14 protein-coding genes are annotated in these 17,199 nt (G+C 56.5%); 3 read left to right on the top strand and 11 right to left on the bottom strand.

Annotation, left to right across the window (positions count from 1 at the left end; translation table 11 throughout):
• Positions 1 to 18 precede the first annotated feature (18 nt).
• The 3 genes from LRS06_RS21770 to LRS06_RS21760 all read left to right on the top strand — a co-directional run bounded on the left by LRS06_RS21770 (position 19) and on the right by LRS06_RS21760 (position 5,055).
• Positions 19 to 2,724, top strand: a complete 2,706-nt coding sequence (locus tag LRS06_RS21770) for a TraM recognition domain-containing protein (RefSeq protein ID WP_257873508.1) — start codon at positions 19 to 21, stop codon at positions 2,722 to 2,724.
• Between the two features lie 486 nt (positions 2,725 to 3,210).
• Positions 3,211 to 3,837 carry a hypothetical protein gene (locus tag LRS06_RS21765; protein WP_257873507.1) on the top strand — a complete coding sequence of 209 codons (627 nt, stop codon included), beginning with the start codon at positions 3,211 to 3,213 and terminating at the stop codon, positions 3,835 to 3,837.
• Positions 3,838 to 4,023: 186 nt separating this feature from the next.
• Positions 4,024 to 5,055: a Fic family protein gene (locus LRS06_RS21760; protein ID WP_257873506.1), complete on the top strand. Its 1,032-nt coding sequence runs from the start codon at positions 4,024 to 4,026 to the stop codon at positions 5,053 to 5,055.
• A gap of 111 nt (positions 5,056 to 5,166) precedes the next feature.
• On the opposite strand, the gene LRS06_RS21755 is transcribed toward LRS06_RS21760, so the two are convergent.
• The 11 genes from LRS06_RS21755 to LRS06_RS21705 form a co-directional block, all read right to left on the bottom strand.
• Positions 5,167 to 7,695, bottom strand: a complete 2,529-nt coding sequence (locus LRS06_RS21755; protein WP_257873505.1) for a T9SS type A sorting domain-containing protein — start codon at positions 7,693 to 7,695, stop codon at positions 5,167 to 5,169.
• A gap of 35 nt (positions 7,696 to 7,730) precedes the next feature.
• Positions 7,731 to 8,030 (bottom strand): hypothetical protein, encoded by a 300-nt coding sequence (locus LRS06_RS21750; protein ID WP_257873504.1) that lies wholly within the window; start codon positions 8,028 to 8,030, stop codon positions 7,731 to 7,733.
• A 7-nt stretch (positions 8,031 to 8,037) separates the two neighbouring features.
• A complete protein-coding gene (locus LRS06_RS21745) occupies positions 8,038 to 9,048 on the bottom strand; it encodes a hypothetical protein (RefSeq protein WP_257873503.1) in 1,011 nt (336 codons plus the stop codon).
• Between the two features lie 289 nt (positions 9,049 to 9,337).
• On the bottom strand, positions 9,338 to 10,102 hold the full coding sequence (locus tag LRS06_RS21740) for a helix-turn-helix domain-containing protein (protein WP_257873502.1): 765 nt from the start codon (positions 10,100 to 10,102) through the stop codon (positions 9,338 to 9,340).
• 225 nt (positions 10,103 to 10,327) lie between these two features.
• Entirely contained in the window at positions 10,328 to 10,897 is a 570-nt protein-coding gene (locus tag LRS06_RS21735) for a hypothetical protein (RefSeq protein WP_257873501.1), read from the bottom strand.
• Between the two features lie 57 nt (positions 10,898 to 10,954).
• Positions 10,955 to 11,860: a hypothetical protein gene (locus LRS06_RS21730; RefSeq protein ID WP_196957331.1), complete on the bottom strand. Its 906-nt coding sequence runs from the start codon at positions 11,858 to 11,860 to the stop codon at positions 10,955 to 10,957.
• An 84-nt stretch (positions 11,861 to 11,944) separates the two neighbouring features.
• Entirely contained in the window at positions 11,945 to 12,844 is a 900-nt protein-coding gene (traM, locus tag LRS06_RS21725) for a conjugative transposon protein TraM (protein ID WP_257873500.1), read from the bottom strand.
• The gene (locus LRS06_RS21720; RefSeq protein WP_257873499.1) at positions 12,841 to 13,590 is read right to left on the bottom strand and encodes a hypothetical protein; all 750 of its coding nucleotides are present in this window, start codon (positions 13,588 to 13,590) and stop codon (positions 12,841 to 12,843) included. The genes traM and LRS06_RS21720 overlap by 4 nt, the downstream gene beginning before the upstream one ends.
• A 6-nt stretch (positions 13,591 to 13,596) precedes the next feature.
• Complete coding sequence (locus LRS06_RS21715; RefSeq protein ID WP_257873498.1) at positions 13,597 to 14,748, bottom strand: conjugative transposon protein TraN; 1,152 nt, start codon at positions 14,746 to 14,748, stop codon at positions 13,597 to 13,599.
• A 62-nt stretch (positions 14,749 to 14,810) separates the two neighbouring features.
• The gene (locus tag LRS06_RS21710; RefSeq protein ID WP_196957334.1) at positions 14,811 to 15,521 is read right to left on the bottom strand and encodes a hypothetical protein; all 711 of its coding nucleotides are present in this window, start codon (positions 15,519 to 15,521) and stop codon (positions 14,811 to 14,813) included.
• Positions 15,522 to 15,603: 82 nt separating this feature from the next.
• Positions 15,604 to 17,193 (bottom strand): hypothetical protein, encoded by a 1,590-nt coding sequence (locus tag LRS06_RS21705; protein ID WP_257873497.1) that lies wholly within the window; start codon positions 17,191 to 17,193, stop codon positions 15,604 to 15,606.
• Between the last annotated feature and the right edge of the window lie 6 nt (positions 17,194 to 17,199).

Here is a 17,199-nt window from a genome sequence, read left to right as displayed (position 1 = left end):
CACCAACATCCACATTATATGTCCACTGCACCCAGTACACCGACTGCCAGGCCCCCAGGTAGCGGTGGCAATGCGTCGCTTATCGGTTTGGTTCTACTGCTCCTCTTATTAGGCGGGGAGTACTACGTTCTTACAGACCGGGATAAGCCTAAGGCTAAGGCCACAACATCAGCGGCGGCCGCAAAGAAAGCCGCCAAACCAGCAGCCCCTAATCCACCTAAGCCAATTAAACCTGAGCCTGGTGCTCCAATAGATATTTTTGGTGCCGTTAGCGGCAGTGACAGCAGCGGAGACCCTATGGAAGGCATGGGCAATAAGGTGGCCGATATTGGTGGCCAAGCCGTCGATATGCAGGTGGGCCTAGCAGCCCGTGCTATTCTAATCATGGTATCTATTGCACTGATCTTCGTGCAGACTCCTGCACCGCCTAAAATTGGGGCTCCCCGGAAGATCCCACGTAAACCAAAAGATGTGGAAATGCCTGTCGTGATACTATGCGCGGTACTGGCGTTTGGAAGCGTCATGCTGCTTCTGATGGGCTATTGCCACGGCGAATTGCTTACGACTGGTTATCCTATCGCTAGTGCCCTGGTACTGGGCTGTGGCTTTATCGCTGGCCAGCTGCGAGCTGCAACCAAGCACATCGGTGGCCGGCTGCAGGCGGAAAAGGTGCGACGAGATACTGAGTATGGCATTGTGCTGCAAGCCGAAGGAAACCAGTTCGTGAACGTACCAAATCCATTCCGTGGAACACTAGTTTTAGGTGGGGCCGGAGCAGGTAAAACGTTTTCAATTGGCGAGCCATTTTTGGAGCAATTCGTCAAGAAAGGTATGTGCGGATTGATATATGATTTTAAATTTCCAGTATTAGCTAGTGCTGCACAGAAATCCTTGATTTATGCCGGTGAATTAGAAAAACCATTACTGCACCGCGTCATCAATTTTATTGATATGGAGCGTACGGAAAAAATTAATCCTTTACGCCCACAGGATATGCCTATGCCCGCATATGCAATGGAGTATGCTAAAACAATTCTTAATAACTTAAATCCTGGCGGCGCAAAAGGAGGTGATAATTTCTTTGAACTAAGCGCCGAAGCTTACTTGACGGGTATTATCTGGTTCTTAAAGAATAATTTTCCTGCCTTATGCACAGTACCGCATGTTGTAGCTATTGCAGTATATGAGGATTTTACGCACGTGCTGAGTATGTTAAAAACCGATCCCAGAAGTCAGGCCTTGGTGCAAAGTATTATTACTGCTGTTGAACAAAAGGCGGAAAAACAAGTAGCTGGCATTATTTCCTCTTTACAGATTGCCCTGGCTAGATTAGCTACGCCAGAAATTAGCTGGGTGCTTTCTCCAGACGAAGCCCGGGGTGAAGGTTTCTCGCTTGATCTGAACAACCCTGCAAACCCCACTATCCTGACCATCGGTAATGATCCTACCCTAGCTCGGACCTTTTCCCCCGTTATCAGCTGCATCATAGCGGTAGCCCTGAAGCTGATGAATCAGCAGAATAAACACCCTTCATTTGTTCTTATCGATGAGGGCGCAACCATCTATGTCCCCGGTCTGGAGGTGATTCCAGCCACGGCCCGAAGCAACAAAGTCGCCATGCTGTACATGACGCAGGACGTGGCACAGATGGTTGATGCCTATGGAAAAGACAAAACGCAGGTACTAATCAGCAACCTTAATAATCAGTTTTTCGGCAAGATTAATTCGGCGGAAACAGCCAAACTGGTCTCTGACATGGTCGGCAAAGAGGATGTGGAAATGGTTTCCGTCTCTGCTGGCAAAAGTATGGGAGGTGGGAAGGTAGGGGGCGGGCGTAACGTGAGCCAGAGTGTGAGTGTGCAGGAGCGCCAAGTCGTACGCGTGCAGGATGCCTATACGCTGCAACAAGGGGAGTTCATCGGCCAAACTGTGGAAACACCTATGAGCTTCTTTCAGGCCCAGATACAGCGAGAAATTGAGCCAGGAGATTTCCCCATCCAACCTATTTCGGTTTTTGAAGATGCTGAAGGCGTAGTGACGCCGCAAATAGAGCGGGAGTTGAAGGCTGACCGTCAGCAGGCAGAGCGGCGCTTGCAGGAATTGGCCCGTACGCGTGAGCAAGTAGAAGACAACTTGAGCCGACAGTTTGATATGCAGCGCGCAGCAGCCAAGAAACGGCTACTGGAACGCCAGCACATCCAAGTGAAGCAGCAGGCGGCAGAAGTCGTTGCTGGTTCCCAGAATCCGGGTGAGGAAAGTGCGGAAGGGTCACCTGTTCCAACGGAACCGAGCAGCACACCTCCAGTAGCCAACACGACAGCTGCTGCCGTCGATTTAAGGGCTGAAGTCGAAGCTGCCAAAGCCGTGGCTGAGCAAAGCCGGCAGGAGCACTTAACCAAGGATACATCGCCGGTAGGAACATTGGCCGCTGCTTCTAAAAGAACCAATGAGGCACCTTCACGCGCAGAACCATCGCGGGAGGAGCGCCTACGTGATCAACAAGTGAAAGCGCAGAAAGCTCAACTGGAGCGATTACAAAAGGCGGAAAACAAGCCTTCTGATAGCCCAATGCAACGGATGATTGAGGCAAACCACCAGAAAATATACCGCGAGGTGACGGAGCTTATTGCCGGCATTGATCCAGCTACCCGGTTACCTCGCTTCCCCAATACGCTACGGCCCAAAAACCAGGTCCCCACGCCAGCTGACCTTGGCGAATACTAAATGCGTGAGACGTCCCTCTTCGACTTGCTACAACAGCACCCGGTAATTTGCGCGAAGCCCTTCTGCCAGTGGGCGGCTATTGACATGACCCATCCCTCAAAAGGGCAGATTAAGCGTTTACGCCACGCCCTACGCGAACTGCTCGGGCAGCTCACGACACTGCAGCGGGTAACTAAGGGTGGTAATTATGACGGCCTGGCAGGCTTTATTCTACGGGCGGATATAAACGCCCGCGGGTTGCTGGGTGAGCAGTATGCCGCTGCCTATGATTGGCTCCGCATACAGTGGCGGCAGCCATACCCTCCACCTGCCGTAGTGCACGCATGGAAGGTAGGCCTTGGCCAGCTGATCCACTGGGTCCGGTACTATAGCAGACCCCAGCATGATTTAGTCTTGTCGCCGCAAGGCCTGGCTCTGCAGCAGGTCGCCTAATGATGGTGGGTAGTAACCCCTTAACTGACACTTTCACTTTAAATAACTGAACGAATGAACTTCTACCGAAGTCCCGATAGCGATGCCTCAGATGGGGCGCCATCGTACGCTCGCTTGGCAGCTCGCCTGAGATTACTGCCTTCCTACGCCCATCCGAATTCTCAAGCTTTACTGGATAAGTTAGAGCAGGGAGAGATTGATTCTGAAGAATGCCTTCATGAGCTAACGCAGGATGTGATAAAGCGTACGGAGCACGCTCAGGAGCACGCCCGTCAACTTCAACTGCACGATACGGAGCAGCAGCGGCAGCAGCAGGAACAGCGAATGCGCGTTGATGAGGAAATTGCCAGTAATGCTACCACCGACGAGCCTACCATTGTCAATGCCGATGTTGATGCGGAAGATAGCCCCACGTCGGCTGACGATGCGCAAGCCAGCACCGCGCAGGCCTTTTCCCCTACTGCCCCACCTGCATCCACTGGAAAAGGTAGCTCTGGTGGTACCAATGGCATAGCACAAACACCGGGCAATTCCGCTATCAGTGAACTGGGGTGGAGTAGCAGTAATAATGAAGTGGATACTGCGGGGGTATTTGATTCAGGTGCCTTTGATGCCGGCACATCAGGCCAACACGGTTCCCTTGATGAGGATGACGAACGGGATGAGCGATTTGAGGACTGACCTGCCCATGAAGAAAATCACCAGGATTCAGAAAGGAGAGCGGAGGGCTAATAGTGTGGACTTACTGCACGACGGCCCTGAGTTGCCACGCGGGGAGAAACTAAGCCACAAACGCGCCGGGCGACAACTCAAATCACAAACCCCATCATCATCGGCCGAGTCGAACGCCGACCAATCTACTGTCATATGAATTACGGTTTTGGCAGCGGTGATATACCGCCGAACAAACTAGGTATTACTGATCCCGAAGTGATGCGATCAGCACAGCAGGTAACGACTGACTTCAGAACCGGAGAAATCCGGGAGGGACTAAAAGTAGTTCGAGGAAATTTCGATGCGGACCATTTCCGCAAGATACATGAGTACACCATGCAGGACGTGTATCCCTGGGCTGGTCAAACGCGACAGGATCTAAAGGACAATGCCCACCAGGATGTATCGCGCAATCGGCAGAGTATGGCTACTAACGAGCCGCTGGCATTCGAGGAAGCAGGTAAAGTGAATACGCGGCTTAACGCTATCAGTGCCGACCTACAGAAGGAAAATTGGCTAAAAGGGTTAGATAAAGGTGAGTTCGTAAAGAGGCTGGCTACGTACTACGATCAATATTACCAGGTAGCTCCGTTCCGAGCCGGCAATGATGCGGTTCTCAATATTGTCACAGAGCAGATTGGTAAGCAGGCGGGTTACGAGATACAACTTGAAAATGAACCAGGCGTCAAATTGGCGGCTGACAAGACCTTAGCTAAAGATGTTTCTAAAGGCGACCGGAGTGAATTGGAGAATGCTCTAAATGCCGTAACAAGACCTGCGCCAGGGCCAGAGGCGGAATTAGCCCGGCGCCCAAGCCTACGAGAGAACGAAGTTCCCATCACCCGGGAGCGACACGAAAGTGTACAAACCCGTGAACTGAATCAGGCCGGTGTATTTATTCAGGACCATCTTAGCGGGCGGGTGGGGGGGAAAGACACTTACGACCTACTACGTCAGACGCAAAAGGAAATCAGCAGCGGTCAGATTAACAGCCAGAACCTGGAAGTGGCTCGACACATAAGCAACTCCTTACGAGGTCAGGGGATTGATCCCTACCTTGACCGCTTTGAGAAAGCAACCGCTGAATTGGCTGAGCTGAAGGGCTACTATGTCGAGCGCCCGACACAGGAGCAAAGCGTTTCCCGCACAAGCTTGGCACCCAGCCGTAGTGAGCAGGAACGGTAAATTCAACTACTCCTTGCCTCCATATGTGGGGGTACAAACAAAGAGAGCCGGCTGCGCAGCCGGCTCTCTTTGTTTATTGTAAAGGAAAAGAACAGCAAAGGCTACCACACGCTACTCTATCACTAACCGGGCGACATGACGCCCAACAGAGGTTTGAACTTCAATTAGGTAGACGCCCGGAGGGTAGTGAGCCAGCGACCACCTCAATTCGACAAGAGGAGAGGCCTGCAGCTGCCTATGGTGCAGCAACTGGCCGGTGAGGGTCCGAATATAAACCAGGACCTGACCGGCCTGATGATCCAGGCCGGTTAAGTGCAGGGAGGCTTGCTTGCCGGCGTGCGCCGGATTCGGCCAAACCTTCAGCTGCAGGGGCTGCCGAGCCGGCTGCAACGTGATACTTTCAGAGTAGATAGCCGCGCCATCCTGATCTACCTGGTGCAGGCGGTAATAGGTCAACTGCTCCAGTGGGTGAGGGTCCACCAGGCGGTAAGCACGTTGCTGCGTCGAGGTGCCGGCCGCGAGTTGGCGCCCGACCGGTACAAAGTGGAGTCCATCCAGACTTCGCTCTACACTAAAGTACGCGCTGTTCTTTTCCTGGGCGGTACTCCAGTTGAGGGTTGCGCGGTTCGCTTCACTTACTTGGCCAGATAAGCGGAGCAGTTCAACCGGTAATGGTTTGCCGGGCGAAATAAGAATAGTATTGGAATACAGCCATTGGCCATCCCGGTGGTACATCTCGACCTTGAAGTAGGTAGGTACGGTAATGGCGGATAACTGCCGCGTCAACGCAACACGGCTCACCGAACTGTCTTGCGCAATGGGTATACCCGGGCCGAGAGGTAGAAACTGGGTGTTGTCCTGGGACGCAAAAATCCGGAAGTGCTCAGCATGATAGTGGCCACCTACGGTCCAGGTCAAAGTAGGGACGTCGTTGATTAGTTCACCTTGCAGAACCGGCTCCATCCTAGCGGCACGGAAGGCCATTGGCAAACTTCCCGTGTACTTTGGTAGGCCGTTGCCATCCAACACATACTCGAAAATGGCAAGCTCGTAGACGTGTCCGATAGTGAGGTTGCGCAGGTATACTATCGTATCAGCACCACTGCTAGAGTAGGTACTCCTGGAGAGGATGTATGTTTTATCTCCTACGCGAGCAGCAGGGCTAAAGTCATTATTCAGTTTTTGGTTATACAGAATTCCGTCTACTGGCTCATACAGGGCTTGCTGCCCTTCGCGCACTTCCTGAGCAAACACCACGTAGTGCGACCCGGTGCCGGGCTTCCAGCTTACCTGGGTCAGGCCTTGATTGTAGGAAAAGGGCACAGAGTAGTTTACCCGTAGGTCAGACGGTGCCACAGGCTCTGGTTCCGGGTACGTTTTAACCAGGGTATAGGCCGGTGCCTGGCTGAGTAGATAGGTAGGTAAACCACGCTGGTCTACATTGTACTCATATACTGCCAGCTGGTAGTACGTATCAGGTTCCAGGTTAGAAACCGTCACGCTGCTGTCCTGCCCGGCGTACACCACGAAGGTACCGGGCTGCGTTTGACTGCCCTGGCCAAAGGCAGTAGCGCCCTGGTAAAGCGTGTTTTGCTGGGGAAGCATCAGCCCATTGCTGAAGGCAATTTGATTAATAACGACAAGGCGCCGTACGCCATTGCCGTTGGTCCACCGTACCCGGGCGGTCGTAGTGGTTGTATCACTCTGAGCTGCGCTCGAAGCCGCTACCAGCGGTTCCGTAGTGCTGCAGCGGGGAACGGTGAAATAAGCCGTGTCCACGGGCGCAGCGTAGCCTGGATTCGTAAACATATTGCCCCCGGTTCCATCCCGCTCGGTCTGGTATTCATAGGCAACGAACTTATACCGTTCTCCAGGGATCAGGCCGTACAGAGTGGCCGTCGAGTCGGGACCCAGATACATCGCGTAGGTATCCGGGGCCACCGCCTGGCCCTGCCCGTAGAGATAATTGGGGAAGTAGAATTGACCGGGTTGGGGCTCGGTACTCAGGCTGACCCTATCGGCCCCGCTGGGTAGTCGTTGAATTACAAACAGCCGGCCATCACCGTTACCTGGGATACACGTCAGTTGCGCAGTTGAGCAATCTACAATCGAAGCCGACGCCCCCGATGCCCCAAGGCTCGGCGGCGTAGATGAGGAGCAGTCAGGAGTAGTAAAGTAGAGAGTTGCCGTCGTGACCAACGGGCTATATACCGGGCCGGATGCAGCGTCAAGGGAAGTAGAATCGTAATAGGCAAACACGTCGGCTCGGTATTCGGTATTAGCCTGCAGCCCGCTGATGGTAGTAGCTTGGCCACTATCGGCATATACGACAAACTGACCCGGTGCCAACTGTTGCCCGGCCCCAAAATAGGAGCTGGAAATGTAGGTAATACCTTGTTCAGGCTCCGGCATTGCGTTAGTAGCCGAAACGGCCTGCAAAACAAGCAGGCTACGTTTGCCATGATAGCCACTGGAGGGCGATGCAGTCGCTGAGGTCCAGGCAATAGTCACCTGGTTGCAACTGGGAGGTGAGGTAACCGGTAGATGGAGGGCCGTGTCAGGTGGCGGTACTACTGCGTAGGCCGAGTAGGAGCAGCAAAGAAAAAGCAGCAGCCCCCAGGCTTTGAGAATGATGTTCATGGTAAGACAGGAAAAGAAGAGAGGAAGCCGCAGCACTAACCACGAAACAGGCTGAAACTGAAGGCCGAGGCGAGTAGTGTGGTACCGGCCATGATCAGGGCCACCGCAACCAGGTTCCGCAGGTTGCGGCGCAACAACGTGCGGCGCTGCCGGCGGCCGCGCAGGCGGGCAGCGTGTGGCCTCAATGCGCAGGGCCGCATAGCGGCATAATTCGGAGCAGGCGGAGCCGTAGCAAGCGGCTGATACACCCATTGATGTACCCGACGCACAAGCATCGAGCAGCCACCGGCCAGTACTACCGGGGTGAAAACAGAGCGAGAAGAGAGGTGATTCATGAGGCGGCTAGTAGTAGAGATAGGGAAGCCACAGCTCACTCAGATTCACCGGCAACAGCGGCGCCGGCAGCAGCTGGATATGCTCACGGGTTTCGTTCAGGTACTTGCGCCCCGAACGGTAGGTCAGGCCAAGCAGCAGCACCACGGCCGCGGCGATGGGTAGGGTCATCGAGCTGATGGTCGTCAGCATAGAGCCGGCCAGCAGCAGCAGCAGCGCTACGAAGGCGCCCAGTACCAGCAGGACCGGCAGATACAGCAGCTGCCACGGGCGGCGGGCCAGGTTTCGTGCTACCGCTACCGAGTTGGGACGCAAACGGGCGGGGCGGGCCAGCCAAGCCTGCGCAACCGACTGCCGGTAGGAGGAGAGACGCCGGAACAGCAGGCCTCCAAACCCCATCGCGCCGAGCAGGGGCAGCAGAAAAAGGGGCCATAAGGCAGGGCTTGGACCGGCGTTGTAGATATACACTACCATGGACACTGCCCCAGCCAATAGCAGGGGCGTTGACTGGAGCAACCAACGAAGCATAGAGGGCTGGACTACTTTCCCAGTCGCGGGCGATTGCCAACCGGCATCCAAGTCCGGAAGGAACACCTGGGCGGATTCCTTGCCCATGGCCAGCAGACGTAAGTGTGATAACCGGCGCTGGCGAAGCCACGTGGCTGCTTCCAGGTCTTCGGCAGGTTGCGGTGCGCACAGAACCTGCGCGTGCAGCGCGTCGAAGGCGGCGGCTTCATCCGGCGTGGTCTGGAGCACCAGGTCAGGCACGAGCTGGTCTCGGCCAGTTAGTAGCAGCAAACTGGTCGAGATGCCCGCCGCACGTAGCGTCTCGATGACCTGCGCGACGCTGATGCCTACCAGACCCCGCGTTTCCGGTTGCTGCCTGAGCAGGCCCAGGGCCACGACTTCCGCTAGGTCAAGACTTATAAGCGGAGCTGGTAACAGTTGATCCTGCCAACTCCAGTGGCAGGAGGGAAGTAGGCCCGAGGAGTCGGTGCCAGCGGTTAGGGTAGAGTGCATTTCCATACTGGCGGAGCTGAAAGCGTGAAGGGTGAGAGAAGCGTAGGCATAAATGATTTGGGGAAAATGTGAACGCAATTAATTCTAGTTGCAAGTAAGTTATTTCAAGGCGATAATGCGATTAATTATAGTTGCATTAGGGCGCAAAAAAACGGCCTGTGAATACAGGCCGTTGGCGTAACAGAGGGTAGAGGGCTACAGACGAGATAAACCCCTAAGGGCTAAAAATCCCGAAGTTGGTGCTATATGTGAACCGTAGTGGCCACAATTGGTAGCGAGGAAAAGGCACCTATAGCGTAGTGACAATTTCAGTGAAGGGATCGTATCCAGTAAGTGAAAAGGCGCCGATGTAGCCATCCAGGGCGCCGGCTTTGAGAATGAGCCTTTCCAAGGCCTCATGCTCATCCATACCATCGGGAATATCGCGCTCCGCCAGCTGCACGGATGTTTCAGTACGGTCGGGCATCTCCAAGCCGATATGAAAGACAACGAAGTATTCCTGCTCATCCACTTCGGGTTCAGGTTCCGTAAGGCCCGCTGCGCGGGCCTGCTTGAACAACTGGTACCGCTGTTTCCACTCCGAGGAATTGACCAGGTCTTGTTCAAAAAGGGTGGACATTCCCAAGTTATATAGCATCAAATCAGCTACGTGTTGGGGGCCGTAGGCGTAAAGGCGGCCTCCTAAAGGCGTGTCCTCATAGGTATTGCGGCTGGCGAACCCTTTTATTGCCAGTAATGCCAATTGCGCCGGCGTCAGATCATCATAGGCTACAACTTTCAGCTTGTCCCAGGATAGATGGTGATAAGTCATTTCCAGCATCATATCAATGTCGGTCCAGGCTGTGCTTGCCGGCTCAGGCATTCCCTGTAGCAGCTGGCTAACGGGCACGTGCAGAAACTTCGCAATGCGCTGCAGCATCTCCACGGCCATACCGGTTTTCCCATTCTCCAGCTTATTGAACGCCGGGCGGCTCATGCACAGATGATCGGCAATCTGTTGCTGAGTAATTCCTTGTTTCTGGCGTAGCAGCCGCACTTGACGATGTGGATTCATAGTTTCAGTCGTTTTGCCAAAGCAACGGCTTCCGGCGCAGCCATGCCAGTATGTTCTTTCTTTTCACCCCCGGCAACGGAAGTCCTGCAGGAGGCAATAGCTTGCCTCTGGCCGATACCTGTATTAATACCCATGAAATGTAAAAAGCCCCTTGACCAATAGGCCAAGGGGCTTTTTCATCAGTACCGTTAAGCTATTGCATAGCTCAGTAAAGGTACCCGTTTCTTAGCGAAAATGGAAGCGTATCCCCCCGCCGTAATAGCGCGGCCAGCTAGTGACGGGAGGGCGAAAGGCCAGGTATCCCTGCGATGCCTGGCCCGACAACGAAACCCAGTTAGTCAGGTACACATCAGCCGTAACTCCAATTTCCGGCCCGGCCGAGAACCCTTGTGTTACTTCCCGGTGGCCGCCGCTGGCCTCTGTTAATGATTGAGTCATTCGGTCGTAGCGCCCGTGCAGCTGCAGCGGCAGGTGCACGTACACGGCCTCCCCCAAGCGGAATAGCTTTGGTGCGATTCCTAAGCCTAAGTCATACCCGTAGTAGGGGGTATTGAGGCCCGTTTTTGGGTGATCTTCCCGACCGGATTCGCGTAGGGCTACCACGTCGAAGCGGACTTTATCGGACAGGAAGCGCGAGTAACCGAATCGGTAGTAAGTGCCTTCCGAGGCCTTGCCATACTGCAGAGTAAGGCTGTTAAGATGCTTGACCTCGCGCTGAGCATGGGCAGCCATCGGCCGCACCAGGCCCAATATGCAAACCGCGCCGAAAAGGGCGACGCGCAGAAGTGGGTTCATAGATGTAGAGTTAGTACCTGAGAGTAAAAGAGTCACTAGGTTCGTTGAAGCACAGCGTTAGAAGCTGGAGTGCTGCGTCTCCAGCATGCCCTGCATCGAGGCGACAAACACCTGCTCCGACACGGCCTGCTCCGTGGCCAGCTGCGTCGGGCCCTTTACAGCCGAGGCCGCGAGCAACGATTCAGCTTTTTCCCGGTATTCCTGGGCCTTCGCCATGTTATCCGCTGCGCGGGCATGAGCCAGCACCCGTTCCCCATCCGTCATCGAGAACTTGTTGGGCGTGTTCAGCCCGTCCTGCAGCTCCACGGCCTGGGCGGACATTTCATCCGCCATTTTCTTGTAGCGGAAAGCCATCGCCACTTTCTCCTGCTGGCTGCTGTTTTCCAGGGCCAGCGTGTTCAGCACCGCCAGTTCCTTTTGCTCCTGCATCTCCAGTACGTTCCGCCGAGTGCCTGACGTGCTCGATACGACGTTGAACATCTCCTTCACCTGTACGGCATCAGCATCGGTGGCCGAGGCCAACCGTTGCCCGAAGCTGGAGCCCTGGCCCAGGGAAGGCAAAGCCTGGCCCAGCTTGATGTTGGCCAGGTTGGTTACCAGCGTTTTCAGGTCCCGCATATTGGATATTTTCAGGTCCTTGATGGCAACTACCTTTTTCAGGTCTTCCCGGATCTGCCGCTGCAGCGACAGTCCGTCCTCCGTCAGCGAGCGGACTTCGCCGGTAATGTCACGGATGCGCCCGGATATATCCTTGGTTACGCCGGCAATGCTTCTGGCATCCTGGATGATTTTGTAGTTTTCAACTGTTTTAACCCAGTCACGGGCCTTTTTGGCGAACTCGGCAACCTGGGTCGCGATGTGCGGCAAGTCGGTAGTCAGCCATTGCGCCGCCGCTGGGCGCGGGGTAACGGCCAGCGCCGTCCCGAAGCAAAGTGCGACTACTGCTTTCTTAAAGTTTTTCATGGGTAGAAAGGTTAGGTGAACAAAAAACGGCCCCTCGCCGGCCAGCTGACGGAGCACTCACGGGCCGCCTAGAGTAACGCCGGGCTAACCAGGAGAAGAGCAGCAAAAAGAGGAGTTACCGCCTAGGAGCTTCAGGCGTCGCGTAGGCGGGGGGCAGGTTGTCATAGCCAGGCTGCCCAGGGTAGCCCCCTGACCAACGCCCTGCATCAGCGGGCTTTGCATCGGGTTGCCATCCTGGCCCATCGGACCCGAAGTTTGCGTCAGGCCGCCTTGCTGGTAAGCGCTGGCAATTTTTCCGGGGCGGGTAAGCAGTACCGGGTAGCCATCGGGCAGTGTCACGTCGCGCAGGCGCACGCCACCACGCGGCAAACGCCCCAGCATGGTGACGCCGGCACGCCCGGCGATACCCTTCCAGGAGTTGGCGGCCTGCGTGGTTTGCATGATGGCCGTGCTGATTTCCTGTGAGCCCGTCTGCATCATGGAACTGCCCAGCCCTTCCTGGCCCTGGGGCTTCACCCGTTTAGCCGGGTCGATCATGATGCCTGGCATGTAACTGTAGTTGTATACCTCAACGCCCACCTTGTACTGCCCGAGCCGATCAATGGTGAGCGTGACCCGATTGCTCTCCACCGTAGCCAAGGCGGAGAAAATCATGTTGCGAGGAAAGGTTACTCCCCCAAAAGTGGCTTCCTCGGAAAGTCGAAGCATAACCACCGAGCCGGTGCGAACCACCTGGGTACCCTGAATACTGCAGCGGTAGAAAATATCGGGCAGGATCATTTCCTCCTCAGCCGGATTAGCGTTGCTGCCCCGGTAGCGAACGGTATTAAACCCATCCATACCAGGTATGTAGGCCATCTCGGCCCGGCGCATGTCAGCCTCGCTGACTTGCTGCTGCTGGCTGGCCAGCAGCGGCCGGTATCGGCGCCCGGTCATGCGCTCGTAGTTATCGTGCACGCCCTTGGGCAGGTTCTGGAGCATCATGTTAATCTCATCATTCGTCTCGAAGGGCGTCCCATCCTTATCCCGGGTTGGCCGGGGGAATAGGCGCTTGCCTGATTCAGGTTGCCCGTGGACGTGGCCGACCATTGCGCCCGCCGCGGAGCAGCGCCATTGTTAAGCGGCACCCGCTGACGCGAAGCGGTCTGCTGGCTGTATTGTCCCGTGGAGGGGTCACGGCGGGTTTCCTGCACTTGCTCCGTGTTGGCCGCCCGCGCCGCATCGGCCATTCGGGCCCGGTTGGCGGCTTGTTCGGCCGGAGTCAGTTGCGGCTCAGTAGGCCGGGCCGGCGCCGTTTGTCCGCTGGTAAGCAGATCCTCCGGGGCTAATTCTTCCTGCTGGGCGGGCCGGGCGTTTTCAGCCATTGCCTGATCGACCGCCGCGAGGGGTTCTTTTGTATCGGGCGGCGAAGGCGACTGAGTAAGCGCATCCATTTGCTCCGTCGAGGCAGCGGCCGTAGGCGACTGCACGGCGGCCTCGCTTTCCAGGGAAAACCAAATTGCGGCCACACCGCCCACAATTAGGACGACCAATGCAATAAGAACCGTAAGCTTGTTGTCGAGCAGCTTCTGGCCCCAGTCTACCTTTGCTTTCTCTGGCTTTTCCGCCGCCGCAGGTGCGGCAGCGGCTGCTTCCGGTGCAGGGGTCGGGCTTTCAACTTCCGGGGCCGGCACCGGTGGGGGAGTAGGCTGTCCCCCGCCGATGGGGGTCATGTCTTCGATCGAATTCATACCTGCTTATTGAATGAACGTTGGAGCCGTATTGATCACGTGGCTGGGCACGCGCAGCTGGATAGCCCGCGCTCCACTTAACTCACGCAGGCCGACCGCCAGGTGACCCTCATTAGTGGCCGCGTACAACGGCACAGCATAGTAGATATAGCCGGTAGAGTTGCCTTTCACTCGCTGATTGGGATGCCCGCCAGCCGGCATCATCGGGCGCCGGGCCTCATTGCGTTTTTTCCCCAGGAATCGGCGTTTGTCATTCTCTACCAGGGTGAAATCGGCAAAATCTACCTGGTAGTCGATACTGCTGTTATTAACCAGCTTGAAGCGCATGTACGTGAACTGCTTGTCATTGCGCACATTGGTCAGGGAGAACGACAGGCGGTTGTCTACCATGGCCACGCTATGGATTTCATCCCTGTATTGATCAAGGCGGCGCAGCAAGGCGTTGATGCGGGCTTTCTTGCTCGCGGCCCGGTCCATGGCCAGCTCGTTGTCGGGTCCGACCCCGGTAGAGGTTTCCTGCAGGACCGCGCCAGTGCCGGTCTGCAAACCTCCATCCGTGGATTGTACGTCGCCGCTCAGATCTACCTGTACATCCCCGACAATAGCATCCGGGCTGCCGAGCAGGTCCGCTCCAGTAAGCGCCGCCGGGGCCGGGGGCGGGTTCAATGCTCCCGGCTTCGTGAAATCATACAACGTCAGCACCGGGCGCTTGACGGTGACCAGCCGGCCAATCCAGTACTTGCTGCCATGCCGGACCATAATCGGCGTAGGAGCTGAGGCGTTTTTGCGACCCCGGATAAAGACCGAGTTAGCCTCAATCTTCACCAGGTAGTTATCCATCATGCCGACATCCACCAGTGACACCGTACCGGGAAACACGAGGTACGTCGTTGAACTGTCCGAAACGGCAATGTCCAAAGCCGTAGCAGTAGCACCAGGCGGGGTGGGCGGCGGGGGAGGGGCAAGGCGCTGCATAGTGAAATGCTGACCTTCGGAGGTATAGCCGCCCGTGTGCATACCCGCGGGGCCTGCTGCAGGCGCCGCCGATGATGAGGGCGAGTAAACGGAAAGCTGGGCCGGCAGCGGCTGCGCGCGACGCTGCGCGTGAACGGCGGGAGCTGCAAGTAATCCCAGACCGAGCAGGATATAAAGTTTCACGAGAGTGACCGTAAAGAGTGAGTGATGGCCCCGGGGCTCTCAGGCCCCGGGGGAGCAATGGCTTATTGAGCAGCCTCTTTCTGGGCTGCTTCCGCTTCGGCTTTGGCCTGCTGAAGCAAGGCATCGTCGCGGTCCTTCTGCGCCTGCAGCACCCGTTTCTCCTTCTCAGAGGCCTCCGGATTGTAGGGAATGTAGTCGAACCGGGTAATCATAATCCCGAACGGATTGAAGTTGCTGCGGTGAGTGTTCGTCAGCTCGAAGCTCATGCCCATCGGCAGCGACTTGCTTTGGCGGTCACCGATAAAGGCTTTCTGCCGGATGTAGAGTCTGCCTTTCACGGGCAGAGAGTTTGTATCAAGCACGATGCTATCCACGGTGGCCGTGGTCCGGGCGCCGAACTTGATGTAGTTGTCGAGCACGGCTCCTTTCTTGAAGCCATCGTACAAGCGGCGACCGCCCATGTCGTCGATAAGCGGAAGGGCCGTGTTCAAATTGTTTTTGAACGTGTACTGGTCGTGGCCAAACATATTCAGCGCGAACGTGCGGACCAGGTTGCGCATCTCATACTGCGTATGATCTTCGGGCGAATCGGCCAGTGCCATTTGCGTCGTACCACTGTTACCGACCACATACACCCGCTGGCCAACGATGCCATAGGCGTGAAACACCAGGGAGCCGGCCACCAGTATAGTCAAAATGGCAAGGGCAACGGCCGCCAGCGCCACCAGACGCATGGAGGTGTAGGTTTGATTTAAGTCTTTAATAGAATCCATTTTGTGTTGAGTAAGGGTGCCTGGAGCCTTTCTTCCCGAATGCCCAGGTTACCAGGGGTGAAAAGAGAATGAGTGAGAGCGGCTAGAAGGAGCCGCCGGAACCGCTATGGCCTAGGCCAGGGGCAATCATCGTTGGGGGCTGAGGCTTGCCGCCCCCTGGGCCGCTAGTGACATCGACGGCGCCGGTACCATCGTCGGAACCACCCTGGGAGCGATTTCCGCCCGTGGAGGAAGGAGCCGAAAGTGTCGGCGGCGCTGGCAGCGCCGCCTGCGCCGAGGAGCCAGCGCCGGCGGATGGCGGAGCAGCCCCCACCTGACCCGTACCGAAGGCTGTGCCCCGTAAGGTGTTGCTGCTGCCCAGGTTGACAATGTGGTTTGGTGCACCTGGGTTGGAGGGCGCCGCGGCTCCCCAAGCCCCGGCCGATCCGCCCGGTGACGAAGACGGTGCACCAAGTGCAGCCAAGGGCGGAGAGTAGCCAGCGTTGGCGTAGCTGTTCGCCGTGCGGGCCGAACCACTCACGGCCCCCGCGCCGGGCATCATTGGGGCAACCCCCATTGAGGCGCTACCAGCGGCGGCCCCAGCGGCTGCGCCGCCTCCGCCCCCGCCAAACCCACCAAAACCACCCATCGCCGTATTGATGGCCCCACCGGCCCCTCGCAGGTCGTTGGCCATAGCCCCGGCCATTGTTGAAACGCCGTTGCCGGCAGCACCGACGGCGCTGCCCACGGCCTTGCCGGCACCCATAGCTGCGCGGGAGGCAACCAGGCCAGCTGCTGCCCCGACGAAGCTCTGAGCTGCAGAGGAACCTACAATGAGCGAGGTCATGTAGGGCACCATCAGGTACATGACAATAAAAATAATGCAGGCTACCTGGTACTGTCCATCGGAGGCGTAGGCGGCAAAGTATTGATCGACGGTGGTAATCTTAGAAGCCGCCAACGCCGCCATTGCAGCCGAATACTGCGCGAACAGCTTATTTATGATGGCGAACGTCACCGTCCACAAGTTCACACTCAGAAACGACTGAAACCAGGACTTCATCAACCCTCCCCAGCCAGGCAGCATGGAGAGGGTGAATGCTATGGGGCCGACCACGAATAGAAAACCTGCCAGGAAAGCCTGGATAAACAGCATGCAAACCTGAATCAGCTGAGCAATGGTACCCGTGGCCAGCTCCAGGAGCCACTGGCGCATCGAGAACCCTGATATAGAGCCGGCAATGGAGGCTATTTCATTGGCCAGACCGGAGATAACCGAGGGCTGATCCTGCGTGCCGTTTGCCACTGATCCCGGCGTCGGCGGGGCCGGGGCACCAGGTGGCTGAGGCTTCAGGCTTTCCAGCGTCGCATAAGCTTGGGCTTGTGCCCCGTTACCCGTCACGGCCCGCGAGATCCAGTAAATTGAATCACCGACTTTTGGCATAAGGGTCCGATAGGAAAGCAGAAAGCCGGCGATGAACAGGATTTTGAATAATGGGGCCAAGTCAATCTGCAGCGACTGCCCGCTTAGATACCCCCGGCCAATCGTGGTGACTAGCGTAATCGTCATCATGATGGGCACCACGGAGGAAACCAACAGCACTATGACGTTGCGGGTCATGTCGTACGCAGCCTGGGAGATCTGAACATTCAGGTCCCCGCCGATGCCCGAAAGAAGTAGGGTAAGGAGCATAGCAGG

Origin of the sequence: Hymenobacter sp. J193, assembly GCF_024700075.1 — a bacterium.
Taxonomy (GTDB): Bacteria; Bacteroidota; Bacteroidia; order Cytophagales; family Hymenobacteraceae; genus Hymenobacter.
The sequence above is the reverse complement of the archived record's forward strand: the minus strand, read 5'-3'. Positions and strand labels throughout refer to the sequence as shown.